Origin of the sequence: Agathobaculum butyriciproducens (assembly GCA_003096535.1) — a bacterium.
Lineage (GTDB): Bacteria > Bacillota > Clostridia > Oscillospirales > Butyricicoccaceae > Agathobaculum > Agathobaculum butyriciproducens.
In genome coordinates this window covers 223,247-248,346 of sequence record QEKJ01000001.1, presented here as the reverse complement: position 1 = coordinate 248,346, position 25,100 = coordinate 223,247, and the positions used below count along the sequence as shown (strand labels likewise).

The window sequence follows — 25,100 nt, the reverse complement described above, 5'->3', positions numbered from 1 at the left end:
AAGAAGGGACTGGCTATGGCAGAATACACACTGAAATACATCAATCACCGCGCAGAACACGATGCGGAGGCCTTTGTGCATGACTGCGAGGAAGGCTATCATCGTCAGCTGCATCTGGTGGCTGACCAGATCGCCGCGAACTGCAAGCGCAAGCCGGTCGTGCTGCTCAACGGTCCGTCCTCATCGGGCAAGACCACCACGAACGACCGTCTGGGCCGCATTCTCGAGCTGGCGGGTATTCACGCGCACATGATCTCGATGGACGACTATTACCGTACCTCGGGCACCTACGACATTCCGTTTGACGAGGAAAACGGCGTCAACGACCTCGAAAGCCCGGAGTGCATGGATCTTGATCTGCTGCGCGACCACCTGACCCGTCTTGTGGCGGGCGAGGAGATCATGGTGCCGCGCTTCGACTTTGAAACGCGCACCTCGCATCGCAACGAGCGTGCGGTGCAGCTGCACAAGGACGAAATTGTGATGATCGAGGGCATTCACGCGTTTAATCCGGTCATCATGGGCGATCTGGAGAAGCATGCGACAAGCGTCTATCTTTCGGTGGCGAGCGTGCTGCTGACCGACCATAACATCCGCGTTGAGCCGCACATGCTGCGCTTCCTGCGCCGCGCCATGCGCGACAGCCTGTTCCGCAGCTCGCCGGTGGAGCACACCTTAAAGCAGTGGAACTCGGTGCGGAGAGGCGAGAGACTGTATATTTCGCCGTACCGCGGGCAGGCTGACCTTACGGTGGACACCTATCTGCCGTACGAGACCAACATCCTCATGCAGTACTTGAGCGAAAAGCTGCAGGGTGAGGAGCGCATGCTCGAGCAGGCTGACCTTGCACCGCTCAGCGCGATTCTGGATCGGGTTTCGCCGATCGACTACAAGCCGTATATGCCGGAGGATTCGGTTCTGCATGAGTTTATCGGCTGAAAAATGTCCGTATTCTTGCTTTTTGGCAGGGTATGAAGTATAATGGCAATACCACATAATTGAAACTGCGGCGTTTTGCGGAAATTTTCCCGCAAATCGCCCTTGTTCCATTACGCAATATTACCATGAGACCGGAAACGGAGACATTCCGTCGGAAGGAGCGACAAGCTATGGATATGAAAATGCAGGCTTTTCTGGATAAGGTAAAGGACATGGCGGATAAAACCGGCAAGGTCTCCCGTCATGCGGCAGGCGTAGCCGGCAAAAAGGCGAACGACCTTGCACTGGCGACCCGCATCAACCTGCAGATTTTCGATCTGAACACCGAGTGCGAAGCACTGTACAAGGAAATCGGCAAGCTGGTGTACGATCTGCACCGCGGCGCAGAGGTCACCAACGAGGAAATGGACGAAAAGATGGCGCAGGTCGATGCCAAGCAGGAAAAGCTGGCTGTGCTGCGCGACAAGCTGGCGGAAATGCGCTCGGTAACGGCATGCCCGCACTGCGGCAAACCGTGCGGCAAGGATGACGCATACTGCTCGTCCTGCGGCGCAGAGCTGTAACATAATACGGTTTGATGCATCATATTGTAATATCGGGCAAGGGCAGCTATGCCCATTCTGATCAAAGGAAGGGGCGTACGGCGTTTGCAGCGTAAAAAACAGAATTTCATTCAAGGTGCGTTCATTTTGATGCTGGCCAGTCTGCTTGTCAAGGTGATTGGCGCATTCTTCCAGATACCGCTGCTCAACATGATCGGCGGCAAGGATTCGCCGGCGTTCGGCATGTTCAGTGCGGCGTACCGCGTGTACACGGCGATGCTGATGATCTCGACCGTCGGTGTTCCGGCGGCGCTGGCGAAAATGGTCGCGGAGGCCACAGCCCGCGGCAGAGAGCATGAGGTGCGGCGTACCGTCCGTGTGGCGGGAAGCATTTTCATTCCGCTCGGTGCGATCTGCTCGGTCGTGCTGTTCCTCGGCGCGGGCACGTTTGCATCCTGGATCAAGAGCGCGGATTCCCGGCTGGCGGTTATGGCCATCGCACCGAGCGTGCTGATGGTTGCTGTTCTGGCGGTGTTCCGCGGCTACTATCAGGGCCGCTCGAACATGGTGCCGACGGCGGTTTCGCAGGTGATTGAGTCACTCGGCAAGCTGTTTATCGGTCTTGGACTGGCGTATTATGCAGTTCAGCATAACTTTTCCGATCAGGCAGTCGCGGCAATGACCGTCCTCGGCGTTACCATCGGCGAGGTGGCTGCCGCTGTTTACATGCTCATTCAGGGAGCGATCACGCATCGCAGCAGCTCGGCAGTGCACGCGCTGGACGACAGCGCGCGTCCGGCGGGCCAGCTGGCGAAAACGCTGCTCAGTCTGTCCATTCCGATCACGATCAGCTCAGCGGTTATGAGTCTGACCGACCTGATTGACGTGGCGCTGATCTCCACGCGTCTGCAAAGTCCGGCGGTCGGCATGACGGCAAGAGAAGCAATGTCCACCTACGGCATTTACACCGGTCAGGCCATCAACTTCTTCAACCTGCCGCAGACGCTCATCACCGCACTGGCGGTCAGCGTGCTGCCGACCATCGCAAGCGCACGCGCGGCGGGCAACCATGCCAAGGTCTCCAAAACACTGGGTACCACGCTGCGCATGACGGTTATCATCACCCTGCCGGCTGGCGCGGGCTTCATCATGCTCGCCGGACCGATTCTGCGCATGCTGTACTCGCAGGGAACGGAGCTTGGCGGTGTGCTGATGGGTCTGCTCGGCTTTGCCGTACCGGCGGCGGCACTTGTGGCTGTCACCAACTCGACGCTGCAGGCGTTCGGCCGCATTGACCTGCCGCTTGTCTCGATGTTTGCGGGCGCGGTTGTCAAAATGCTCGGCGACTATTTTCTCATCGGCAATCCGGCACTGAATATCATGGGTGCGCCCATCAGTACAGCGCTCTGCTACTGGCTGATCGCGGTCATCAACCTGTTCCACATCAGGCGCCTGACGGGTTCGCTGCCGCCGATCGGAAAAACGGTCTGCCGTCCGCTGGCGGCCACCATCGGCATGAGTGCGGCGATTTTCATTGTGCAGCGCGTGCTGAACGGTGCGTTGAGCGCAGCTCCCGGCACCATGCCTGACAAGCTGATCACGCTCGCGTGCATCGGTGTGGCGGTTGCCGTGTATGCCGTTCTGCTGCTCGCGCTCGGTGCAGTCGAGCGGGATGATGTTCTGCTGCTGCCCAAGGGCGAGAAAATCGCAGATATTTTACATCTAAAGTAATCAGGAAGTGCAAAAATGGTTGATTTTGAAATAAAGGATTGTTACAAGTTCGATGATCTGCTCCGCATTATGGAAATCCTGCGCGCGCCGGACGGCTGCATGTGGGACCGTGAGCAGGATCATCATTCTATCCGCCGCAACTTCATCGAGGAGACCTACGAGGTCTGCGAAGCCATCGACGACGAGGACACCGAGCATATGGAGGAAGAGCTTGGCGATGTTCTGCTGCAGGTGGTATTCCACACCCAGATGGAGAAGGAAAAGGGCACATTCGACATCGACGATGTGGCGGACGGCATCTGCAAAAAGCTGATCTTCCGTCACCCGCATATCTTCGGCAATGTCGAGGTCGCCTCGTCCGAGGAGGTCCTCAGGAACTGGGATGACCTCAAGCGCAAGGAGAAGCATCAGGAGACCGATACGCAGGCGCTCGAAAGCGTAGCAAAGAGCCTGCCGAGTCTGATTCGTGCAGAAAAGCTGCAGAAGAAGGCGGCAAAGGTCGGATTTGACTGGGATAACGTGAAGGATGCACTTGACAAGGTGCAGGAGGAGCTTGACGAGGTCCGCCGTGCCATCGACGGTGACGGCGATCCGGAGGAGGAGATTGGCGACCTGCTGTTCGCATCCGTCAACGTGGCGCGTCACCTGAAGATCGACCCGGAGGCTGCCGCCGAAAAGACCTGCAACAAGTTTGTCAGCCGCTTTGCGGAGATGGAGCGTCAGGCGACTGCCGCAGGCAAAAAGCTGGCTGACCTGTCCCTTTCCGAGCTGGACGCACTGTGGGACAGCGCAAAGCACGAGGAACACGCATAAGGAGCAAAACCATGAAGAAAAGCGAACTGGTGACGCTGGTCGCAGAAAAGACCGGCTTTTCCAAGAAGGACACCGAAAAGACGATCGACACCGTGTTTACCGCCATTGCGGATATCATGGCGGCCGGTGACAAGCTGCAGATCAGCGGCTTCGGTACGTTTGAGACCAAGGAGCGCGCAGCACGCACAGGACACAATCCGCGTACCGGCGAGGAGATCAATATTGCAGCGGCCACTATGCCGGTGTTCAAGCCGGGCAAAGTTTTGAAGGATAAGGTAGACGGAAACAAGTGAGATTAGACAAGTATTTGAAGGTATCCCGCCTGATCAAGCGCCGCACGGTGGCGAATGATGCATGCGATGCAGCGCGCATCACGGTCAACGGCAAGCCGGCCAAGGCTTCGTATCAGGTGAAGATCGGCGACGTGATCGAGATCGCATTCGGTCAGCGCACGATGAAGGTGGAAGTGCTGAATATCGCGGAGCATACGCTCAAGGCAGATGCGTCTGCGCTGTATAAGGAACTGTAAACCGAACATAACGTATCCCGCTCTCGCATATATTGCAGAGTGGGATACTTTTTTGCAGTCAGGAGGGGAGTTATATGGCGCAGGAGGAACGAAGCCGTGAAATGCCGCACAGTGTCATTCTGGAGGGGAGAGAGAAGCTGACCATTTCCGGTGTGACCGACGTGCACAGCTTTGATGAGGAACAGGTGCTGCTCGAAACCGTGCGCGGCATGCTGGTCGTGCGCGGTCAGGGACTGCATGTAGAGCGGCTGCAGCTCGAGGCCGGAGAGTTGATCATTCAGGGTGAGATCGGCCTGCTCGAGTACGACGACAGCGTGCAGCCGCGCGACAGCCTGTTTCGGCGGATATTCGGCGGGTGAGCGGCCATGCCGGTGTTTACGAACAGCCAGCAGGTCACGCTCGTGCTGCAAAGCCTGCTGCTCGGTGTCGGGATCGGGGCGGTGTATGACATGCTGCGGGCACTGCGTCTGCATTTCCGGTGCGGATGGGCAGGGGCGGCGCTGCTCGATACGATGTTCTGGGCGATCGTGCTGGCGGCCTTATTCGAGTTCGGGCTGATCGCGGCCGCCGGTCAGCCGCGCGGCTTTGTACTCTTAACAGCGGCAGGCGGCATGGGATTGTACTTTGCGGCGCTGAGCGAAACCGTGCTGGAAGTGCTTATGCGGCTCCTGCAGGTGCTTGCAAAGCTGAGACGCGCCGTATACGGCCTGCGGATGCACTGTCAAACGGTGGTAAAACAGCGGTGCAGTCCGGTAAAAATTCGGTTTTTGACGAAAAAATTTGAAAAAGACTCTTTTCTTTTTCGCAAAAAAGGTATAAAATAAAACCTGTATCAGTCTGACGCGCAAGCAAACGATATGAGGTGAGCAGATGACAAGGCGCACGCGGATGATCCTTATCAGGGCAGCGGTAGTGGTGTTTCTGCTTTACGCGGTCGTCAATGTGGTAAACCTGCGCACGCAGATCAAGAGCAAGCGGGATGAACTCGCGTCTCTGACCCTGCGGGTGGAGGAATATCAGAAGGCGAACGAGACGCTCCGGCAGGAAATGCAAAGCGGCATTTCCGAGGAGGATATCGGAGAGATGGCGCGGACAGAACTGGGCTATGCGGAACCGGGCGAGCGTATTTTTGTAGATACGTCCAGCCGGTAAAAGGGAAATAATAACGGAGGCAAAACAGCTTATATGGATTTGGCAGTGGGAGCAATCGTAGAGGGCAAGGTAACCGGCATCACCAAGTTTGGTGCATTTGTTGCGCTGCCCGAAGGCAAGTCGGGTATGGTGCACATTTCGGAGGTCGCTTCGACTTTTGTAAACGACATCAAGGATTTCCTGCAGGAGGGCCAGCAGGTCAAGGTAAAGATCATCAATATTGATCAGGCAGGCCGTATCAATCTTTCGATCAAGAAGGCGCAGCCGCAGGAGCCGCGTCAGCCGAGACAGGAGCGCCGTGAGGGCGGCTTTGCGCCGCGTCAGCCGCGTTTCCAGCGTTCGTCCGCACCGCGCGGACGTGTGCAGCAGGCACCGAAGGACCCGTCCACGATGAGCTTTGAGGATAAGCTGAAGGCGTTTATGTCGGACAGCGAAAGCCGTCAGGCCGATGTGCGCCACGCAACCGATCGCAAGAACGGTTCGCGCCGCCGCAGATAAAGAAGAAAACCGAGGGAAACCTCGGTTTTGCTTTTATATGCCGGTGCACGAAGCGTCGGCAGAGCTTTTCGGCACCGGGTGAGCGGTGCATACGAACTGCGTAAGCGTGTTCGCCCTGACGGGGCGGCTCCTTTTCTGCACCGACCCAGCGGGGTGCGCGAACTGCCGCAGGCGGGTTCGCCCTTTCCGGGCGGGAAGGTTTTCGCTGAACCTCAGCGGGGGATTCGCCGTCTGCGGACGGCGGGAGCGTCGCGGCGCCCGCCGCGGGGGCGACGCCGTACCCACGGCGGTGGGCAAAAAGGAAGGACAACCTGCGGTTTTCCTTCCTCTTTGAACTCCTACCTTTCCCTTGCTTCCTAATCCGGCGCAGATTTCCTATATGTGACCGCTTCGAAAATAGGGAACGGCAGTCGGGTTACTGCAGCGTGACTTTCTCCGCCTTTACGCAGTTCACAGACAGCGTACTGCTACACAGGTGGGTTCATCTAAGCAGGCGCGACATAACAGTGTCGCGCAACTCTTTAACGCGTTATACCGCATGGCACCTGCGAATTAGGCGTTTGGTACAATTTATCTTCGTAGGTGCTATCTATCATAACGCGCTTACGATTTGCGCGGCACTGTTATGCCGCGCTCTGCGCAGAGTAAATCGCCTGTGTAGCAGAACAGTATCCGGCATTGCGAACAGGTTGCGAAAGACACGGAAGAAAAAATCCTCTGCCGTTCCCCTTTTCGCAGCGGTCACATGTCGGTAATCTGCGTCAGACCCTCCAAGGGAAAGGGGTGATTCACAAGAGGGTGGAAACCGCAGGTGTCTACCCTCTTGTGCGCCCGCGCGGCGTCAGCGCAAATCCCCCGCCGCGGGGCGCGGCGAATCCCCGCGCTCCGCAGAGCGCAACTCCCAGCTGAGGTTCAGTGAAAAACCCACCGTTCGTTAGGGGCGAATCGCCTGCGCGGTTCGTGTGCACCAGACAATCGGTGCAGGAAAAGGTGCTGCCCGGACAGGGCGTATTGCTGCGCAACTCGCGTGCCCAGCATGCTTTGTGCTGAAAAAGAAGCGCAGCTCCTGCTTTTGCGCAAAAAAAGCGCGCTCTTCCTTGCGAAAGAGCGCCAAAAGTAGGATTGTGGGGATAAAGATATGAACGGTGCATGGCGGCTTTCCCAACCGCCATGATAAATATACCATAAATTACCATACTTGTCAACAGTTTTTGGAAGAGGTTTTCCATGAATCAAACACTGATCAAAGATATCAACATTTGGACGATGGATGAGCGTGATTCTCGCTTTTTCGGCTGGGTGCTGCTCGAAAACGGCAAAATCGCGTCCATGGGCGAAGGCGAACCGCCTGCAATGCCGGTTCAAATAGACGGCGATGTCGTGTACGGCGAGGGCGGCGTGCTGACACCCGGCCTGATCGACATCCACTCGCACATCGGTCTGTACGAGGACGGCCTTGGCTTTGAGGGTGCGGACGGCAACGAGGACACCGATCCGGCGACGCCGCACCTGCGTGCACTGGACGGCGTCAACCCGTTCGACCGCAGCTTCCGCGAGGCACTTGAGGCCGGTGTGACGGCTGCCGCAGTCAGCCCGGGCAGCGCAAACCCCATCGGCGGACAGATTGCGCTGCTCAAGACGGCAGGCCGCCGTGTGGACGATATGATTCTCAAGGCGCCGCTGGCGATCAAGTTCGCGTTGGGCGAGAACCCGAAGTCTGTCTACCACGACAAGGACGAAACGCCCGTCACCCGCATGGCAACGGCGGCCATCATCCGCGAGGAGCTGTACAAGGCCAAGGAATATTTCTCGCGAAAGGCGCGTGCGGAGGACGATCCGGAGCAGGACGAGCCGGATTTCGACATCAAGATGGAAGCGCTGCAGCCGCTTCTCTGGGGCAAGGCCGAGGCACATTTTCACGCGCACCGTGCGGACGATATCTTTACCGCACTGCGCATTGCGAAGGAGTTCGGTCTGCGGGCGGTTATCATTCACGGCACGGAGGCGCACCTTGTGGCCGACCTGCTGGCCGAGGAGCACGTTCCGGTGGTCAGCGGCCCGTACATGACCGACCGTTCCAAGCCGGAGATCCGCAACCTGTCGGATGCCGCGCCCGGACTGCTGTGCAAGGCCGGAATCGAAACCGCCATTACGGTCGATCACCCGGAAATTCCGCTGCGGCTGCTGCCGATGGCGCTTATGCTGGCGGTGCGCGCGGGTATGGATAAAACGGACGCGCTGCGCGCGGTCACATCGGTACCCGCGAAAATTGCGGGCATGCAGGACAGAATCGGCAGCCTGAAAACCGGTTTGGATGCAGACTGTGTGCTGTGGAGCGGCGATCCGCTGGATATTGCAACCCAGGTGCAGGCTGTTTTTGTAAACGGCACACCGGAATATAGGAGGACAAAATGAGGACGATTGAGGTTTCGGAAGTAACCAAGCTGGTGCGTCAGCTGTGCATTGACGCCAACTACTATCTGCCCGCAGATTTGCGGCAGGCGTTCGTGGATGGTCAGAACGCGGAGGAGTCTCCGCTCGGCAAGACCATCTTCGGTGAAATGATCGCCAACTGCGACCTTGCGCGCGAGAACAACGTGCCGGTCTGCCAGGATACGGGCATGGCGATCGTGTTCGCGGAGATCGGTCAGGACGTGCATCTGACCGGCGGCTCGTTCGAGGATGCAGTCACCGAGGGTGTTCGCCGCGGCTATATCGACGGTTATCTGCGCCTGTCGGTGGTCGGTGATCCGCTGCGCCGCGAAAACACCAACGACAACACGCCGTGTATCCTGTACACCTCGGTCGTTCCGGGCGACAAGGTGAAGATCACGGTTGCCCCCAAGGGCTTCGGCTCGGAGAATATGACCCAGATGAAGATGTTCACGCCTGCCGCTACCAAGGCGCAGATCGTGGATTTTATCGCGGATGCGTGCATCCATGCGGGTTCCAACCCGTGCCCGCCGATCGTTATCGGCGTCGGTCTGGGCGGCACGAGCGATAAGGCGGCATATCTCGCCAAGCGTGCGCTGCTGCGTCCGGTCGATCAGCACAACGCCGATCCGCTGTACGCCGAGATGGAGCAGCAGATTCTTGATAAGGTCAACGCATCCGGTGTCGGCCCGCAGGGACTCGGCGGTACGGTTACCGCTCTTGCGTGCGCGATTGAGCCGTTCGGCACGCATATCGCCGGTCTGCCGTGCGTGGTTAATATTTCCTGTCACGTTACCCGTCACGCAGAGGGCGAGCTGTAAGCAACCTGGACAAGAAATTGTAAAACCTCTTGGGAAATATGCTGAACAAATTGTGAACTTCTGAAAAATTGTTGGACAAGTTGCATAGGTTGTGCTATACTGAAGATAGCAAAAACCCAATACCGTTTCCGCCACACCACGGCGGCCGCGGATAAAGCCATCAAAGGCGGTTTACGCCTGTTAGGAGATGATTTTATGAAGTTCACTATCGTCGAAAGAAAAATCAAGATCGAGGACGAGCTGCGTCAGTACGCACTGCGTAAGGTAGAGAAGCTGGATCGCTACTTCCAGCAGGATTCGGATACCACGATTACATTCAGCGAGCTGCGCGGCAAGCAGACGGTCGAGATCACGGTGCGTCAGGTTGGTTTGGTTGTCCGCGCCGAGGAAACGACGACTGATATGTATGCTTCCGTAGACGGTGCCATCAGCAGTATCGAGCGCCAGATCCGCAAGCATAAGACCCGTCTGGAGAAGCGCCTGCGTGAGGGTGCATTCGACAAGATGGCAGAGCAGAAGGCCGCACTGACCGAGGAGGATTTCGATGTAGTACGCCGCAAGCGCTTCGACGTAAAGCCGATGAGCGTGGACGAGGCTATCCTGCAGATGAACCTGCTTGACCACCAGTTCTACTTCTTCCGCAACGCCGACAACGACAATATCCACGCCGTTGTTTACAAGCGTGCGGCAGGCGGTTATGGTCTGATCGAGGGCGAGGAGTAAAATTCGCGTCAAACAGTAAAAAAGTTGCATTACATAGGGACCGGCGGCGTTCTGCCGCCGGTTCTTTTCGGTTAAAAGGGGAAAACGAATGAATTTATGTGATATTGAGACAATCCGAGCGGTTCTGGGCCGTCACGGATTCCATTTTTCCAAATCGCTCGGACAAAACTTTCTGACGGACGAAAGCGTGCCGCGCCGCATTGCGGAGATGAGCGGCGCGGCCGAGTGCGGCAACGCGATTGAGGTCGGCCCGGGCATGGGCTGCCTGTCGGCGGAGCTGTGCCAGCGCGCGGATAAGGTCGTAGCGGTCGAGCTGGATCGTGCGCTCATGCCGGTTCTGGCAGAGACACTTGCGGATTACGATAACTTCGAGGTCGTGCACGGCGATGTGCTCGAAACCGACCTTGCCGCGCTCTGCAAGGAGAAATTCGGTGACGGAAAGGCGATCGCGTGCGCCAATCTGCCGTATTACATCACCACACCGGCGATTACGGCGCTGCTCGAGAGCGGCGCGTTCGAGCAGGTGACGGTCATGGTGCAGAAGGAGGTCGCGCAGCGCATCTGTGCAGAGCCGGGCACGGCGGCGTACTCGGCGTTCTCGATTTATGTGCAGTACCACGCCAAGGCGGAAATTTTGTTTGATGTTCCGGCGGACTGCTTTGTGCCCAGACCCAAGGTGGATTCGGCGGTGCTCAAGCTCGTGCCGCTCGACAAGCCGGCGGTTGAGACCAAGGACGAAAAGCTGTTCTTTTCCCTCGTGCGCGCAGCCTTCAATATGCGCCGTAAGACGCTCGTGAACGCGCTCGGTCCGGTGCTCGGCTCGTCGATGAGCAAGGAGGAGATCACCGCACTCGTAGAAGCAGCCGGTCTGGATGCCCGCGTTCGCGGTGAGCGGCTCAGCCTTGCAGAGTATGCGAAACTGGCAGATCTCGCGGCGGAAAAACTCAGTAATTGAGAATTGAGAATTAGAGTGAAGAGTTTGTAAGATAAAGCGTGTTTGCAAAGAAATATTCGCAGGTGCCGTGCATAACAACGCGCAAACGAGTTGCACAACATTGTTATCCCCCAGGGGACCCTCTCTTGCCCCTTCGGACAATTCACCTTGTGTTGCGCCTGCGGAGACTAAACCGCATGTGTAGCAGCAAGGAATCTGGCACTGCGAAGCGGTAGAGAAATGGGCGGCCACTGGCCGCTCCTACGGAAGAAAAAATCCTCTACCGTTCCAAAATTTCGGAGCGGTCACCGGTCTCTGGTTTGCGCCAGACGAACAAATAAAGGGAAACGGGAGTTAAGAGGGTAGAAACCGTAGGTGTCTACCCTCTTGCCCCCGCCGCGGATGCGGCGAACCTCCCCGCCAAAGGTTGGCGCTCATTCCCGCTGCTTTAGCAAACAGATAAATCAAAACTATCCCCACCCTGTGGACAAAAGAAAAAGCCTGCACACGCAGGCTTTTTCTCATACCACAATGGCTCTCGGCGGCACCGGCGAGGAAAACACGATCTGTGTTTCGGTCTTGCCGAATTTTTGCAGACGTCCGATAAAGCCGTCCAGCTCCTGCGTCGAGGCGAACGACACCTTGATCAGCATGGAGTAGTTGCCGGTCACGCAGTTGCACTCGAGCACATTCGAGCACGCAGCAATGAACGGATAAAATTCCTCTTTCTGGGTGGGCTGCATATCCAGATGAATGTACGCGAGAATGTGATGGCCAAGCTGCAGCGGGTCCAGATCGAGCGTATACGCACGAATAACACCCTGTTTTTCCAGCCGCTCAATACGCGCGGAAACCGCAGGGGAGGAAAGGCGAACCTCACCTGCAAGGGCCTTGATGGGGGTGCGGGCATTCTTCTGCAGCAGCCGCAAGAGCTTCAGATCAATTTCGTCCATGGGGCAAATAGCCCTCCTTATCCTAAAAATAAAAACAGGAGTCCGACCCGCCTTCGCGGGACGAACTCCTTTGTTCACTGTTTATTATAAAGCACGACCGGGTTGTTGTCAAATAAAATAAGGCTTCGAACAAAAGTTTTTATACATCCGAGTCGGTGATGACCTTGAATTCCATCCAGTCCGGCGTTGCGGAAACGTAAATGGTATCTTCGTCAATGAACACAAAATCCCGGTTATCGCTGAAATTGGACTGGTTGTTTTCGGTCGGAACATCGTTTCGGTTTGCCGTTTTCGAGGTGATCGAACCGTCAGGCGTTCCGCAGAACGGCTCGGAAGGCAGGTTTCCGGTCTCCTGATACAGCTTGCCATCCACCATGACCATCCGCGGTACGGTGGCATCCTGCTCGAACACGATCCACTGGTTATCAATCAGCACCTCGATATGGTCGTCTATGCGCTGATAGCCGTAGCCTGTGCCGAAGTTGGACTGGCCGTTCTCGGTGGGTGCGTCCGTGCCGTTTGCCGTCTGCGAGGTGATTTCGCCGTCCATGTTGCCGCAGCGGCCATCGACCGTGCTGACCTCACCGGTAGACTGATACAGCGTGTTATCCACCATCACCATCATGGGTGCATCTGCGACCGGTTTCTGCTCAGTCGTATCGGGCAGGGCAGCTGCGTCATCCGTGCTCTGGCTGCCGATTTCGGCTTCCGTGGTTTTCGGCTCGGCATTGCCGCAGCCGGTCAGCAGCAGCGCCAGAAGTGCAAGAAGCATTGCTAAAGTACGTTTTGTCATAAAAAAACACCGCCTTTCGTAACTCTGATAGTATAGACGAAAGACGGCGTAAAAAGTTCCGTATAAAATTATTTTTTCTTTTTCGGTTTTGCCCAGCCGGTTTTTTTACCCTGATTCGGCTTGCCCTGTGCCGGACGTGAAGCCGGTCGTTTGCCGTTCGGTGCACTGTGCTTGCCGTTATTAGGCGCAGAATGACGGCGGTCGTTATTCTGCTGTCTGCCGCCGTTGGACACGCCGTGGCGGCTGACGCTGTGCTGCTTGCTGCCCGGCATGCGCTGGTCGCTGCCTCTGCCCGGACGAATGAGACATTCCCTGCCAAAGCCGATGAGATCCTCACGGTGCGCCTTTTTGAGCGCGGCAATGACGATCGGGCGCTTGTCCGGTCGGCGCCACTGCAGCAGCGCACGCTGCATCGCCTTGTCCTCGGGCGTTTTCGCCACAAAGACCGGCTTCATGGTGCGTGGATCAATCTCGGTGTAGTACATCGCGGTGGACAGCGTACCCGGCGTGGGATAAAAATCCTGCACCTGCTCGGGCATGTAGCCGACGCGGTTGAGGTATTGCGCGAGCATGATGGCGTCATCAAGCGTTGCACCCGGATGCGAGCTCATCAGATAGGGCACAAGATACTGCTTGCGGCCCAGCTTTTCGTTGATGCGGGCATACCGCTCGCGGAACTGCTCGTACACCTTGAAGGACGGCTTGCCCATGTAGTACAGGGCGTTGTCGCTCATGTGCTCCGGCGCGACCTTCAGCTGACCGGAGATGTGGTGCTCGACCAGTTCGCGGAAGAACGCATCGTTCTTCTCGGCCATCATGTAGTCGTAGCGCAGACCGGAGCGCACGAACACCTTCTTCACGCCCTCGATGCGGCGCAGCTCGCGCAGCAGCTCAAGGTAGTCGGTATGGTCTGCTTCGATGTTCTGGCAGGTGGTGGGGAACAGGCAGCGCTTGTCCTTGCAGCAGCCGTATTTCTCCTGTTTTTTGCAGGCCGGAAAGCGGAAATTCGCGGTCGGGCCGCCGACATCGTGGATGTATCCCTTGAATCCGGGCATTTGGGTGATCTTTTTCGCTTCCTCGATCACGCTCTCGTGGCTGCGCACCTGAATGTACCGTCCCTGATGGAACGCCAGCGCGCAGAAGTTGCACGCGCCGAAGCAGCCGCGGTTGTGGATGATGGAGAACTGCACCTCCTGAATAGCGGGCACGCCGCCGAGCACTTCGTAGGACGGATGATAAGTTCGCATATACGGCAGCGCATAAACGTGATCCATCTCTTCGGTGGTCAGCGGCTTTGCGGGCGGGTTCTGCACAAGGATGCGCTTGCCGTGCCGCTGGAGAATCGCCTTGCCGCGCACGGCATCCTGTTCGTCGTACTGGATTTTGACCGAACGGGCGTAGTCCGGCTTGCTGGCGCAGACATCCTCGTACGAGGGACATTCGACCGCATCATACTCCAGATCGTCCGTATCATGCACCATATAGGCAGTGCCGCGGACTCCCTTGCACGCGTCTGCGCCCTTTTTGCCGTGCTTGAGGTTGTTTGCCAGCTCAACGACCGAGTGCTCGCTCATGCCGAACATCACGCCGTCCGCGCCGGTGGATTCCAGAATGGACGGCATAACGCGGTCAGCCCAGTAATCATAGTGTGCAAATCGGCGCAGACTGGCTTCAATGCCGCCGAGATAGACCGGCGTTTCCGGGAAGGCGCGCCGCGCAAGCATGGAATAGACGGTTACCGCACGGTCCGGGCGCTTGCCGCCCACACCGCCCGGCGTGTACGCATCGTCCGAACGGCGCTTTTTCGCCGAGGTGTAGTGCGCGACCATCGAGTCGATGTTGCCGCCGTTGATGAGCACCGCATAGCGCGGACGGCCCATTTCGAGAAAATCGTGCTCATCGCGGAAATCCGGCTGGCTGAGGATAGCGACCTTGTAGCCTGCATCCTCCAGCACGCGTGAAATGATCGCCGTGCCGAACGACGGATGATCGACGTACGCATCGCCGGTGACGATGAGAAAATCGCAGTAATACCATCCGCGATCGGTCATATCTTGTTTGGAAATAGGAAGAAAACCGTTCATATATACCTCTTTGGCTTTACAAGGTGAAAATTATAGGTTACAATAAAAAAACGGGTAATCCGGCAAAAGATTGAGAGACGGTTGGCCATACTCCCTGAAGGGAGGTGGTATTATGGATCAGATTTGGCAGATCATTATGTTACTTATTCTGCTCGAGTTTGTAAAAACCATAAAAAAATAACCGCCCTCGCCAAAGATGCGGTTATTTTTTTCGTGAATAACTAAACTTTGGTCAACCGTCTTTCGTCGGATTGCCCTTTTCTATCTATAAGTATAGCAAATCTGCGGTAAAAGTCAAGCCGCAGAGCACGGAAATGTTTTGCAGAATAAAAAATAACCGCCCTCGCCAAAGGTAACGGTTATTTTTCATAAATAAGGTATACGGTTATTCTGCAAAAACTCAGTTATCCAGATAGAACTGAACCAGCTCCTGCATGAGTTCGTCGCGGTCGATCTTGCAGATCAGGCTGCGGGCATTGTTGTGGTTGGTTATGTAAGTCGGGTCCTCAGAGAGAAGATAGCCGACGATCTGGTTGATCGGGTTGTAGCCTTTCTCCTTGAGCGCATCATACACAGTGGTAAGCGTGCGCTTCATCTCCTTGTTGGACTCGTCTACCAGACTGAATTTTCTCGTTCCGTCAAGCATATTTGGTTCTCCTTTCCGATCCTACCTGTCGGTGTTTATCGTTACTTACAGCATAATACAAAAAGCAGAAAAAGTAAAGCCTTATCCGCGCAAAACTCGCATGAAAACTTTTTCCGTCTGTGGCATACACTGTATGGTGAGGGAAAAGGAGACGGTGTTTTACGAGCTGTAATTTTCCAGCAGCCGCGCCAGCTCCTCTGCGTTATCGAGCGTAATGCCGTCCGCAAGTGCCTGCTGCTCGGCGGATGGCAGCGTGCGTGTGTCGATGCCTGTGCGCAGGACCGAGCCATCGCTCTGCCGGATGACAAGCCGGTCATTTTCGCTCTGCACCGTGTAGCTAATTGCTGCGCTCGCCGGAACGGCAGGCGCGGACAGCAGCGCGCGTCCGGCGAGCACAATGCTGATGAGCGCCGCGATACACGCCAGCGCGGCAAGCAGCGTGCGCCGCCGCGCCTGCTGCATGGCAAGCAGATAAAAACCCTGCATCATAGTCAAAACTCCTTCACTCAGTGGGACTTGCTTTGAGTATTCCCACAAAAATACGGTCTATTCTAAAAGCAGTGTAAAAAATGTTTGGAATTTGCAAAGTCCTGTGGTATAATGCTATCAGAGTGCCTATTACATCGGCAGTAAGCTGCCGGAAGAAAATCGGCACAGGCAGCTATTGTACAATTCATTTAGCCTTATAAGACGGTAATACCGATGAATTTTACGGTATTGCCAACAATACACGGTGCTTCAAAAAAACAAGACCGTGTGCGGGAACAAATAGGACGTGTTCCGCGTCTTACCCGACAGGACCCTGCGGTGCATATCGTGGGGCAAGGAGGAAAACAAATTGGCAACTGGCAATCAAAAAGGAACGGGGATCGGACATCTGCTCTCCCGCATACTGATTACACTGGTATTGATCGGCGTGCTGTGCGGCTGCTTCTGCGGCATTGCGTTTGCGATGTATGTGCACATCTATATCAATCCGTCCGCGCAGGAAACTGCAGTGGAGATCAGCAAGGGACTGGGTCTGAATCTGAATTCATTCATCTATGCAAAGGAATCGGATTCCGATGAATACACGCTGTACGAAACCATCAAGGGCAAGGAAAACCGTGAATGGGTGGACAGCGACAAGATTCCGGATACCCTCAAGAACGCAGTCGTTGCAATCGAGGACGAGCGCTTTTACAAGCACCACGGTGTAGACTGGGTGCGCACGATCGGTGCGGTCAAGGGCTGGCTGCTCGGCGGCACGCAGTACGGCGGCTCCACGATAACGCAGCAGCTGATCAAAAACATCACGGCTGACAACGATTACTCGGTAAAGCGCAAGGTAAACGAGATTTTCCGCGCGTTTGCACTCGAAAAAGAGATTGACGACAAGGACCGTATTCTGGTCATGTACCTGAACACGATCTATCTGGGCTACAACAGCTACGGCGTGCAGACTGCGGCGATGCAGTACTTTGACAAGGATGTATCGCAGCTGGATCTGGCAGAATCCGCCGTGCTGGCAGGTCTCACCAACAACCCGTCGATTTACGACGTTTATAACCATCCCGAAAAGGTAAAGGAGCGTCAGGAGACCATCCTTGCACAGATGCTCGATCAGAAGATGATCTCGCAGGAGGAGTACGAGGCTGCCGTAGCAGAGGAGCTTAACTACCGCCCCTACGAGGAGTATCAGCAGGAGATCAAGTCCACCTACAGCTACTTCACCGATGAAGTCATCAAGGACGTGATCAACGACCTGATGACCGAAAAGGGATATTCCCGTCTGGTTGCGGAGAACATGGTTTACTCCGGCGGTCTGAACATCTATGCGACCATCGACACCAAGGTGCAGAATGCACTCGATGAGGTCTGGGCTAACGCAGATAATTTCCCGAACACCGAAAAGTACGGCGAAATTCCGCAGAGCGCCATGGTCATCACGGACAAGCAGGGCGATATCGTTGGTATTGCCGGCGGTCGCGGTGAAAAGACCAGCAGCCGCGGCTTCTCTTACGCGTCTGACGCACGCCGTCAGCCGGGTTCCTCGATCAAGCCGCTGGCGACCTATGGTCCTGCGATGGATGCCGGTATTGCTACGCCGGACACCATGGTTTACGACCGTGCGCTCATACAGGATGAGGAAGGCAATCCGTGGCCGATGAACGACGGCAAATATCCGACCGGCCGTGCAATGACGGTCAAGGAAGGCATGACGCGTTCGCTCAATACCATTTCGGCACAGCTGCTCAAACAGCTGACTCCGCAGAAGTCCTACGAATTCATGACGCAGCAGCTTGGCTTTAAGCTGGTAGACAGCCGCACCAACGAGGACGGTACCGTGCAGTCGGATATCGACCTTGCACCGCTGGCGCTCGGCGCACTGACGGACGGCGTTACCGTTCGTGAGATGGCGGGCGGTTTCTCGACCTTCATCAATGACGGTGTTTACGGCGGTACCCGCACCTACACCAAGGTGACGGACAGCGAAGGCAACACCATAATGGAGAATACACCCAACACGGATAAGGGCTTTACCAATGTCCGCACGGCTTATTATATGCTCGATTGTCTGCAGAACGTTACCGCACACGGTACCGCCTACGGCATTCAGCTTGACGGTGTAGAAACCGGCGGCAAGACCGGTACCACCACCTCCAATACCGATATCTGGTTCTGCGGCATCACGCCGAAGTATTCCGGTGCGGTATGGGTAGGCTACGAGCATAACTACCGTCTGGATGGTCTATACGGCCGCAATGCGGCGGAAATCTGGCTGGCCGTTATGCAGAAGGTGCATGCGGGTGATTCCGGTCTGGTATTCGATTCGCATCCGCAGGATTTCGAAGAAGTCACCTACTGTATGGATACCGGTCTGCTGGCATCCGGTGCGTGCCGCGCTGCGGGACGTGCTGCAACCGGCCGATTCTGGAAGGACAAGGTTCCGACCGAGACCTGCAGTCATCAGAATATCGAAAACAAGTATGATTTCGAGAGCATGGGCGTAGATAATTATTACTACGACGATGAAGAAGATGACAGCGATTCGGACAGCAGCTCTTCGGATACCGACACCGGCAATGAGGATTCCGGTGACGGCGGATCGTATGACAGCGACGACAGCGGCGATTCCGGTGACGACAGCGGAGACGGCGGTGACAGCGGAGACGATTCGGGCGACAGCGGCGATTCCGGTGGCGACAGCGGAGACAGCGGAGACAGCTCGGAGGATCCGGAAGCATAAAGCCGAATTGTTCGGCACAAACTGAAAACTGAAAATCGTTCAGCGCCGCACAAGGCCGCACAAGTCGGGGCGTTAGCGGTGCCTTGAACCCGCAATCCGCTTCAGCGGGGACTATGCGGGTAACAAGGAGCACACATGCGGCGAGGCAGCCACTCACAGGGCGATGAGGAACCGGTACTGCGCAACGGAGGACTGTGAACCATGTCAGGCGGGGAACCGAGCAGCATTAAGCAGAAACCATCGTGTGCCGCAGATCTGCCGATTCTGAGCCCGAAATGCGGAAAGGCAGCCGGGTGTGTGTATTCGAATTACCTGTGTGCGGTCTTGTGGGGCGCTGAACGAAAGACCTTATAGGGGACTTCAAAAGTCCCCTATATACAAAATACGGTTCCAGAGAAACCGTATTTTGATACCCGAACGACGCCGCCCAAGGCGGCTGGGTCGGGGTAACAAATCACCCGGCAAAGCTGGGCGATTTGTTGCATCGCAGAGCGATGCGGATTGAATGCCGCGTCGCAGACGCGGACTGCTGCGGCAGGGCCAAAGGCTTGGTTTTCCATTCGGAAAACCTGCCTTGCAGTCAACCGCTGCATGCAGCGGTTGGTTGATTTAATGCGCGAACTTTGTTCGCGGAAGACGCTTTGAGGCGGGCTTACGCCCGCCTCTTTATTTTTGTTAGTCCGCGTGGATTGAAATGTTGCAATATAAGTAATTTTGTTTGTGATAATGTTAAATTGACACCGAAATTGCAACTTAATGGCTTGTTTTGTTGATTATAACTCTTGCAAGGGGCGTGGATTGAAATAGCAAGAAACGCGCCTTGCGTGATGAGCACGGCAGTCGCTCTCTTCACGGGAGCGTGGATTATCAACAGCAACACCTACATCACCTATCAACACGGAAGGAGGAACTTCGTAATGTATCAGGCTTTATACCGCAAATGGCGGCCGCAGACGTTTGCGGATGTGATTGGGCAGCAGCATATTACGGACACGCTGCGCGCGCAGCTGCAGTCCGGACGTTTGAGCCATGCATATCTGTTTACAGGCACGCGCGGCACCGGCAAGACCACCTGTGCGAAGATCCTCGCGCGCGCAGTCAACTGCGAGCATCCGGTGAACGGCGATCCGTGCAACGAGTGTGCGGCGTGCCGCGGCATTCTGGACGGCTCGGTGCTGGACGTGACCGAGATTGACGCGGCGTCCAACAACGGTGTGGATAACATCCGTGACCTGCGCGATGAGACGCGCTACACGCCTGCACAGGTCCGCAAGCGCGTGTTCATCATCGACGAGGTACACATGCTGTCCATCGGTGCGTTCAATGCGCTGCTCAAAACACTCGAGGAGCCGCCGGAGCACGTTCTGTTCATCCTCGCTACCACCGAGCTGCACAAGGTACCTGCGACCATTCTGTCGCGCTGTCAGCGGTTTGATTTCCGCCGCATCGGCGCGGAGGATATTTCCCGCCGGCTGCTGGATGTTGCGGCAGGTGAGGGCATTGCGCTGACCGAAGGTGCGGCACGCCTGATTGCCCGGCTGGCAGACGGCGCCATGCGAGATGCGCTTTCCATGCTCGACCGTGCGGCGGCAGCCGGTGCGGTGGACGAGAAAACGGTCACGGCGGCGCTCGGCGTGATGGGTCAGGACGATGGCATTCGCCTGGCCGAGCACCTGAAAACGGGTGATCTCGCGGCGGCAGTCGGCCTGCTGGACGAATATTACAATGCGGGCCGCGATCTGGCATCCGTGTACGACCAGATGCTTGGCCTGATCCGCGATGCACTGCTGGTCAAGACCAGCAAGACCGACGTTTCTGCGCTTATTTCTCCGGCGTACAGCGTAAAGACGCTGCAGGCGCTGTGTGACGGTCTGGCGTCGTCCACGCTCATCGCGTGGAGCCGCATTATCAGCGATTCGCTCGACCATATGCGCACGGCAGCCAACCGCCGCGTGGAGGCGGAGCTGTGCGCGGTGCGGCTGTGCAGTCTGGGGGCTGACAGCTATGACACGCTCGGCGGGCGTGTAGAAGCGCTCGAGGAAAAGCTGAAGAACGGCGTTCCGGTGCAGATGGTGCCCGCAGCAGCCGCGCAGCAGGCAGGCGATGTGCCGCTTCCGCCGAGTGACGATGATGCACCGCCGCTTCCGGGCGACGAGGATGCGCCTGACTGGGCGCGAGAGGAAGACGGGACCGCAGAAGACACGCCTAAGCAGGAAGTGACACTGTGGAGCCAGTGGCAGTCGCTGCTCGAAGCGCTGACCGGCAAGATCAACATCGGCGCACACACCAATATCAAGCTGAGCGCGAAAGGCGTGCTCGAGGACAACGCGCTCGTCATTCTCTGCGAGGATAAAATGACGGCCATTCTCGCGGCAAAGGAGCCGACCATTTCGGTCATCCGGGAGCAGGCGGCCAAGCTGAACGGTGCACCCATCAAGGTCAAGGTGCGCGAAGCGGGCGAGGAGCTTGTTGTGAAAAAAAATATCGCAGTCGATGAACTGATCGACCGCGCTAAATCAATGGATATTCAAGTGAAACAGCTTTAAGGAGGACATTTATTATGGCAAAGGGTAAGGGTTTCGGCGGCTTCGGCGGCGGCATGAATATGCAGGCGATGATGAAGCAGGCACAGAAGATGCAGGAGAGCATGCTCAAGGCGCAGGAGGAGATCGCGCAGATGGAATCCACCGGCACGGCAGGCGGCGGCATGGTTACCGCGACTGTAACCGGCACTTCCACGCTCAAGAGCATTGAGATCAAGCCGGACGTTGTTGATCCGGACGATATCGACATGCTGCAGGATCTGGTCGTTGCAGCGGTCAATGAGGCCCTCAAGGCGGCTTCCGATAAGTCGCAGAGCCAGATGTCCGCGATTACGGGCGGTATCGGCGGCGGTCTGGGCGGTCTGCTGTAATGGAGCTTTTTGCACCGCCGGTCGAACGGCTGATCGAGGAGTTTGCAAAGCTCCCGGGCATCGGCCAGAAGACCGCACAGCGGCTGGCGTTTCATGTGCTCGACCTGCCGAAAGAGGACGCCGAGCGGTTTGCGGATGCCATCCGTGAAGCAAAAGCCAAGACGTTCACCTGCAAGCGTTGTCAGAATCTGACGGACAGCGAGATCTGTCCGATCTGTTCGGACAAGACGCGCAACCAGAAGGTGATCTGCGTGGTGGCAGAGCCGCGCGACGTAATCGCGTTCGAGCGCACGAAGGAGTACAAGGGTCTGTATCATGTGCTGCACGGTACGCTGTCTCCGATGGGACACGTCGGACCGGACGACATCCGTATCCGTGAGCTGGTCAAGCGCGTGGCGGAGGAGGAGACCGAGGAGGTTATCCTCGCCACCAATCCGGACACCGAGGGCGAAGCCACGGCGATGTACATTTCGCGGCTGCTGCAGCCGTTCGGCATCAAGATTACGCGGCTGGCGTATGGTATTCCGGTTGGCGGGCATCTGGAGTTTGTTGATGAGGTGACGCTGACCCGTGCACTGGAGGGGCGAAAGGAGCTGTGATGGCTCCTTTGCATCCTTGTAAGGTTTGCGTTTGACGGAAATTGGTGCCGCAGTATGCGGCGGTTCTTGCCTACGCGGCAGGCGCACAAGAGGGTAGACACCAAGGTTTCCACCCTCTGATTTTCACCCCTTTTCCATTAGAGGGCACGGCGGCAATCAGAGAACTGAGACTATAAGGGAACGGCAGAGGATTTTTTCTACCGTAGGGGCGCACAGTGTGCGCCTATGTCTCTGCCTGTACGCAGTGTCAGATTCCTTGCTGCTACACAGGACAGAAAGTCAACGCAGAGGGCGGCACAAGGTGAATTGCCCAAAGGGCAAGAGAGGGTCCTCTGGAGGATGGCAGTGCCGCCCAATGATTTGGTTGGTTGCTGTGCTCGGCACCGTTGTTTATGACAAGATTGTACTTGTTAGCGTATAGATGGTGCTGAATAGAATTTACAACGTAAACTCTCATTTTACCTTTGAAAAAGGTAAAAAAACAGGAACAGCCGAACTTTCGTCCGGCTGCTCCCGCAATAAAAGGTAGGATAGAGAGTAGAAAGCAAGAACATGTGGGGGGATCTTACGCTTTCCACGTCATTTATAATACTGGTGAATTGTGAACATTCTGTGTACATTCTACAACAATATTAGATTTTTGATAGATCGGGAGGAAAAAGTCTGTGGCAGACCTGAAAAAAGAAATTGAAAATCGGCGCACATTTGCAATCATTTCGCATCCTGACGCCGGTAAAACCACCATTACGGAGAAGTTTTTGCTCTACGGCGGAGCCATTCAGGAGGCCGGCATGGTCAAGGGCAAGAAAAACAGCCGTCATGCGGTTTCCGACTGGATGGAGATCGAGAAGCAGCGCGGTATTTCGGTAACATCCTCGGTGCTGCAGTTCCGCTATGAGGGCAAGTGCATCAACATTCTGGATACCCCGGGTCATCAAGACTTCTCGGAGGATACCTACCGCACGCTGATGGCGGCTGACTCTGCGGTGATGGTCATTGACGCTTCCAAGGGCGTCGAGGCACAGACCCGCAAGCTGTTCAAGGTCTGCGCGATGCGCGGCGTGCCGATCTTCACCTTTATCAACAAGATGGACCGTGAGGCACGCGACCCGTACGAGCTGCTCGAGGACATCGAGAACGAGCTGGGCATCGGCACCTATGCGGTAAACTGGCCGATCGGTTCGGGCAAGCGCTTCAAGGGCGTGTACGACCGCATGGACGATGAGGTCATTGCCTTTGAGGGCGCGGATTTCCGTCACGAGGTCAAGGCGCAGCGCCTGTCGATCGACGATCCGATCCTCGAGGGTCTGCTGCCCGAGGACCAGTACCAGACGCTGATCGACGATGTGGAGCTGCTCTCCGGTGCAGGCGATGAGTTTGATCTCAAGGCTGTGCACGAGGGCAAGCTGTCGCCGGTGTTCTTCGGTTCCGCGCTGACCAACTTCGGTGTTGAGCCGTTCCTGAAGAAGTTCCTGCAGATGACGCCGCCGCCGACCGCGCGTACCGCTGACATCGGTGTGATCGACCCGTTCGACCCGCATTTCTCCGCGTTTGTGTTCAAGATTCAGGCGAACATGAACAAGGCGCACCGCGACCGTGTTGCGTTCATGCGTATTTGCTCGGGCAAGTTCGAGCGCGGTCAGGACGTGCTGCACGTTCAGTCCGGCAAGAAGATGGCGCTCGCCGCACCGCAGCAGCTGATGGCACAGGATCGTTCGGTCGTAGACGAAGCCTACGCGGGCGATATTATCGGTATTTTCGATCCGGGCGTGTTCTCCATCGGTGATACCGTGTGCGATCCCAAGCATAAGTGCGTGTTCTCCGGCATCCCGACGTTCGCACCCGAGCTGTTTGCCGTTGTCCGCCAGAAGGACACGCTCAAGCGCAAGCAGTTCGTCAAGGGTGTCGAGCAGATCGCACAGGAGGGCGCCATCCAGATCTTCCGCGAGCCGAATGCCGGTATGGAATCGGTTATCGTCGGCGTTGTCGGCGTGCTGCAGTTTGAGGTGCTCGAGTACCGTCTGAAGAACGAGTATAACGTTGAGATCATCCGCGAAAACCTGCCGTATGAGCACGTTCGCTGGGTTGAGAATGACGAGGATGACTTCGACATTAAGAAGCTCCAGCTCACGAGCGATACCAAAATCGTCGAGGATCTCAAGGGCAACAGCCTGCTGCTGTTCACCTCGCCGTGGAATATCACCTACGCAACCGACCATAACGAGAATCTGCGTCTTGCGGATTTCTCGGAAAACGCATAAAATGCCTGTCGCGAAACTACAGTTTCGCCGACAAGGGGGAACGGACCGTGGGCCGTTCCAAAGTCGTCCGAAAGTTCCTCCTGATGGTCGAAACTTTCTCCCTCCAGAAGTATAAAAACCGAGATACATGCTCCCGGTTTGCTCTCATTAAATCTTTTTAAGGATAGAGGCCTACGGGCTATGAATTTGCATAGCAAATTCTATTTGAAGCGCGCTGACGCGCGAAATACGGGACACAGGCGGCTGTGCCGCCGGGTCCCGCACCCGCGAACGCAGTTCGCGGCATAAAATACGCAGTATGCCCCGCAAACCACACCCACAGGACAGCCGCCTGTCGGCGGTGAGTCCTTCGCGGGCGACAGCGTTCACGCCAACCCATAAAATCCTCGACGGGGATTTCAGCACCCAGATAACCTATCACGCCACGGAGCGCATCAAATGGAGCGCTTTCAGCGCGACAAAAATGGCTCAGCTTTGCCGGGTCATTTTTAGCAAACAATAAAAGA

25 protein-coding genes and 1 other RNA gene are annotated in these 25,100 nt (G+C 56.4%); 21 read left to right on the top strand and 5 right to left on the bottom strand.

Features of this window, described 5'->3' with window-relative positions; genetic code table 11:
• The first annotated feature begins 15 nt into the window (after window positions 1–15).
• From C7386_RS01170 to rsmA, 14 genes are all read left to right on the top strand, one after another.
• Window positions 16–939, top strand: a complete 924-nt coding sequence (locus tag C7386_RS01170; protein ID WP_116704682.1) for a uridine kinase family protein — start codon at window positions 16–18, stop codon at window positions 937–939.
• 170 nt (window positions 940–1,109) lie between these two features.
• On the top strand, window positions 1,110–1,502 hold the full coding sequence (locus C7386_RS01165; RefSeq protein ID WP_116704681.1) for a zinc ribbon domain-containing protein: 393 nt from the start codon (window positions 1,110–1,112) through the stop codon (window positions 1,500–1,502).
• 84 nt (window positions 1,503–1,586) lie between these two features.
• Window positions 1,587–3,212, top strand: a complete 1,626-nt coding sequence (locus tag C7386_RS01160; protein ID WP_165815422.1) for a putative polysaccharide biosynthesis protein — start codon at window positions 1,587–1,589, stop codon at window positions 3,210–3,212.
• Window positions 3,213–3,227: 15 nt separating this feature from the next.
• Window positions 3,228–4,025 carry a nucleoside triphosphate pyrophosphohydrolase gene (gene mazG, locus C7386_RS01155; RefSeq protein WP_116704679.1) on the top strand — a complete coding sequence of 266 codons (798 nt, stop codon included), beginning with the start codon at window positions 3,228–3,230 and terminating at the stop codon, window positions 4,023–4,025.
• A gap of 11 nt (window positions 4,026–4,036) precedes the next feature.
• On the top strand, window positions 4,037–4,318 hold the full coding sequence (locus tag C7386_RS01150; protein ID WP_110435244.1) for an HU family DNA-binding protein: 282 nt from the start codon (window positions 4,037–4,039) through the stop codon (window positions 4,316–4,318).
• Window positions 4,315–4,554: an RNA-binding S4 domain-containing protein gene (locus C7386_RS01145; RefSeq protein WP_116704678.1), complete on the top strand. Its 240-nt coding sequence runs from the start codon at window positions 4,315–4,317 to the stop codon at window positions 4,552–4,554. The genes C7386_RS01150 and C7386_RS01145 overlap by 4 nt, the downstream gene beginning before the upstream one ends.
• A gap of 74 nt (window positions 4,555–4,628) precedes the next feature.
• Complete coding sequence (yabP, locus tag C7386_RS01140) at window positions 4,629–4,913, top strand: sporulation protein YabP (protein ID WP_110435242.1); 285 nt, start codon at window positions 4,629–4,631, stop codon at window positions 4,911–4,913.
• 6 nt (window positions 4,914–4,919) lie between these two features.
• Window positions 4,920–5,378 (top strand): spore cortex biosynthesis protein YabQ, encoded by a 459-nt coding sequence (gene yabQ / locus C7386_RS01135; protein ID WP_116704677.1) that lies wholly within the window; start codon window positions 4,920–4,922, stop codon window positions 5,376–5,378.
• 64 nt (window positions 5,379–5,442) lie between these two features.
• Window positions 5,443–5,706: a septum formation initiator family protein gene (locus tag C7386_RS01130; protein ID WP_158575592.1), complete on the top strand. Its 264-nt coding sequence runs from the start codon at window positions 5,443–5,445 to the stop codon at window positions 5,704–5,706.
• Window positions 5,707–5,739: 33 nt separating this feature from the next.
• Window positions 5,740–6,204: a S1 RNA-binding domain-containing protein gene (locus C7386_RS01125; protein ID WP_110435239.1), complete on the top strand. Its 465-nt coding sequence runs from the start codon at window positions 5,740–5,742 to the stop codon at window positions 6,202–6,204.
• A 1,227-nt stretch (window positions 6,205–7,431) separates the two neighbouring features.
• Window positions 7,432–8,619 (top strand): amidohydrolase, encoded by a 1,188-nt coding sequence (locus C7386_RS01120; protein ID WP_110435237.1) that lies wholly within the window; start codon window positions 7,432–7,434, stop codon window positions 8,617–8,619.
• Window positions 8,616–9,458 carry a fumarate hydratase gene (locus C7386_RS01115; RefSeq protein WP_110435236.1) on the top strand — a complete coding sequence of 281 codons (843 nt, stop codon included), beginning with the start codon at window positions 8,616–8,618 and terminating at the stop codon, window positions 9,456–9,458. Before C7386_RS01120 ends, C7386_RS01115 begins: the two co-directional genes overlap by 4 nt.
• Before the next feature lie 195 nt (window positions 9,459–9,653).
• On the top strand, window positions 9,654–10,181 hold the full coding sequence (hpf, locus tag C7386_RS01110; RefSeq protein ID WP_110435235.1) for a ribosome hibernation-promoting factor, HPF/YfiA family: 528 nt from the start codon (window positions 9,654–9,656) through the stop codon (window positions 10,179–10,181).
• An 88-nt stretch (window positions 10,182–10,269) separates the two neighbouring features.
• On the top strand, window positions 10,270–11,136 hold the full coding sequence (rsmA, locus tag C7386_RS01105) for a 16S rRNA (adenine(1518)-N(6)/adenine(1519)-N(6))-dimethyltransferase RsmA (RefSeq protein WP_116704676.1): 867 nt from the start codon (window positions 10,270–10,272) through the stop codon (window positions 11,134–11,136).
• 500 nt (window positions 11,137–11,636) lie between these two features.
• On the opposite strand, the gene C7386_RS01100 is transcribed toward rsmA, so the two are convergent.
• The 5 genes from C7386_RS01100 to C7386_RS01080 form a co-directional block, all read right to left on the bottom strand.
• A complete protein-coding gene (locus C7386_RS01100; RefSeq protein ID WP_116704675.1) occupies window positions 11,637–12,068 on the bottom strand; it encodes an Lrp/AsnC family transcriptional regulator in 432 nt (143 codons plus the stop codon).
• A 139-nt stretch (window positions 12,069–12,207) separates the two neighbouring features.
• Window positions 12,208–12,861: a hypothetical protein gene (locus C7386_RS01095; protein ID WP_118646066.1), complete on the bottom strand. Its 654-nt coding sequence runs from the start codon at window positions 12,859–12,861 to the stop codon at window positions 12,208–12,210.
• Between the two features lie 68 nt (window positions 12,862–12,929).
• The gene (locus C7386_RS01090; RefSeq protein WP_116704673.1) at window positions 12,930–14,945 is read right to left on the bottom strand and encodes a YgiQ family radical SAM protein; all 2,016 of its coding nucleotides are present in this window, start codon (window positions 14,943–14,945) and stop codon (window positions 12,930–12,932) included.
• 400 nt (window positions 14,946–15,345) lie between these two features.
• Complete coding sequence (locus C7386_RS01085; protein ID WP_110435230.1) at window positions 15,346–15,591, bottom strand: IreB family regulatory phosphoprotein; 246 nt, start codon at window positions 15,589–15,591, stop codon at window positions 15,346–15,348.
• Window positions 15,592–15,750: 159 nt separating this feature from the next.
• Entirely contained in the window at window positions 15,751–16,080 is a 330-nt protein-coding gene (locus C7386_RS01080) for a BofC C-terminal domain-containing protein (RefSeq protein WP_110435229.1), read from the bottom strand.
• Between the two features lie 349 nt (window positions 16,081–16,429).
• Between C7386_RS01080 and C7386_RS01075 the strand changes: the two genes are divergently transcribed.
• From C7386_RS01075 to C7386_RS13345, 7 genes are all read left to right on the top strand, one after another.
• Entirely contained in the window at window positions 16,430–18,820 is a 2,391-nt protein-coding gene (locus C7386_RS01075) for a transglycosylase domain-containing protein (protein ID WP_110435228.1), read from the top strand.
• 55 nt (window positions 18,821–18,875) lie between these two features.
• An RNA gene (gene ffs / locus C7386_RS01070) (signal recognition particle sRNA large type) lies at window positions 18,876–19,142 on the top strand.
• A gap of 595 nt (window positions 19,143–19,737) precedes the next feature.
• Window positions 19,738–21,366 (top strand): DNA polymerase III subunit gamma/tau, encoded by a 1,629-nt coding sequence (gene dnaX, locus C7386_RS01065; protein ID WP_116704672.1) that lies wholly within the window; start codon window positions 19,738–19,740, stop codon window positions 21,364–21,366.
• Window positions 21,367–21,380: 14 nt separating this feature from the next.
• Window positions 21,381–21,734 carry a YbaB/EbfC family nucleoid-associated protein gene (locus tag C7386_RS01060; protein ID WP_110435226.1) on the top strand — a complete coding sequence of 118 codons (354 nt, stop codon included), beginning with the start codon at window positions 21,381–21,383 and terminating at the stop codon, window positions 21,732–21,734.
• Window positions 21,734–22,333: a recombination mediator RecR gene (recR, locus tag C7386_RS01055; protein WP_110435225.1), complete on the top strand. Its 600-nt coding sequence runs from the start codon at window positions 21,734–21,736 to the stop codon at window positions 22,331–22,333. Before C7386_RS01060 ends, recR begins: the two co-directional genes overlap by 1 nt.
• A gap of 665 nt (window positions 22,334–22,998) precedes the next feature.
• A complete protein-coding gene (locus tag C7386_RS01050) occupies window positions 22,999–24,594 on the top strand; it encodes a peptide chain release factor 3 (RefSeq protein WP_110435224.1) in 1,596 nt (531 codons plus the stop codon).
• Window positions 24,595–24,892: 298 nt separating this feature from the next.
• Window positions 24,893–25,096 (top strand): hypothetical protein, encoded by a 204-nt coding sequence (locus C7386_RS13345; RefSeq protein ID WP_165815421.1) that lies wholly within the window; start codon window positions 24,893–24,895, stop codon window positions 25,094–25,096.
• The last annotated feature ends 4 nt before the right edge of the window (window positions 25,097–25,100 follow it).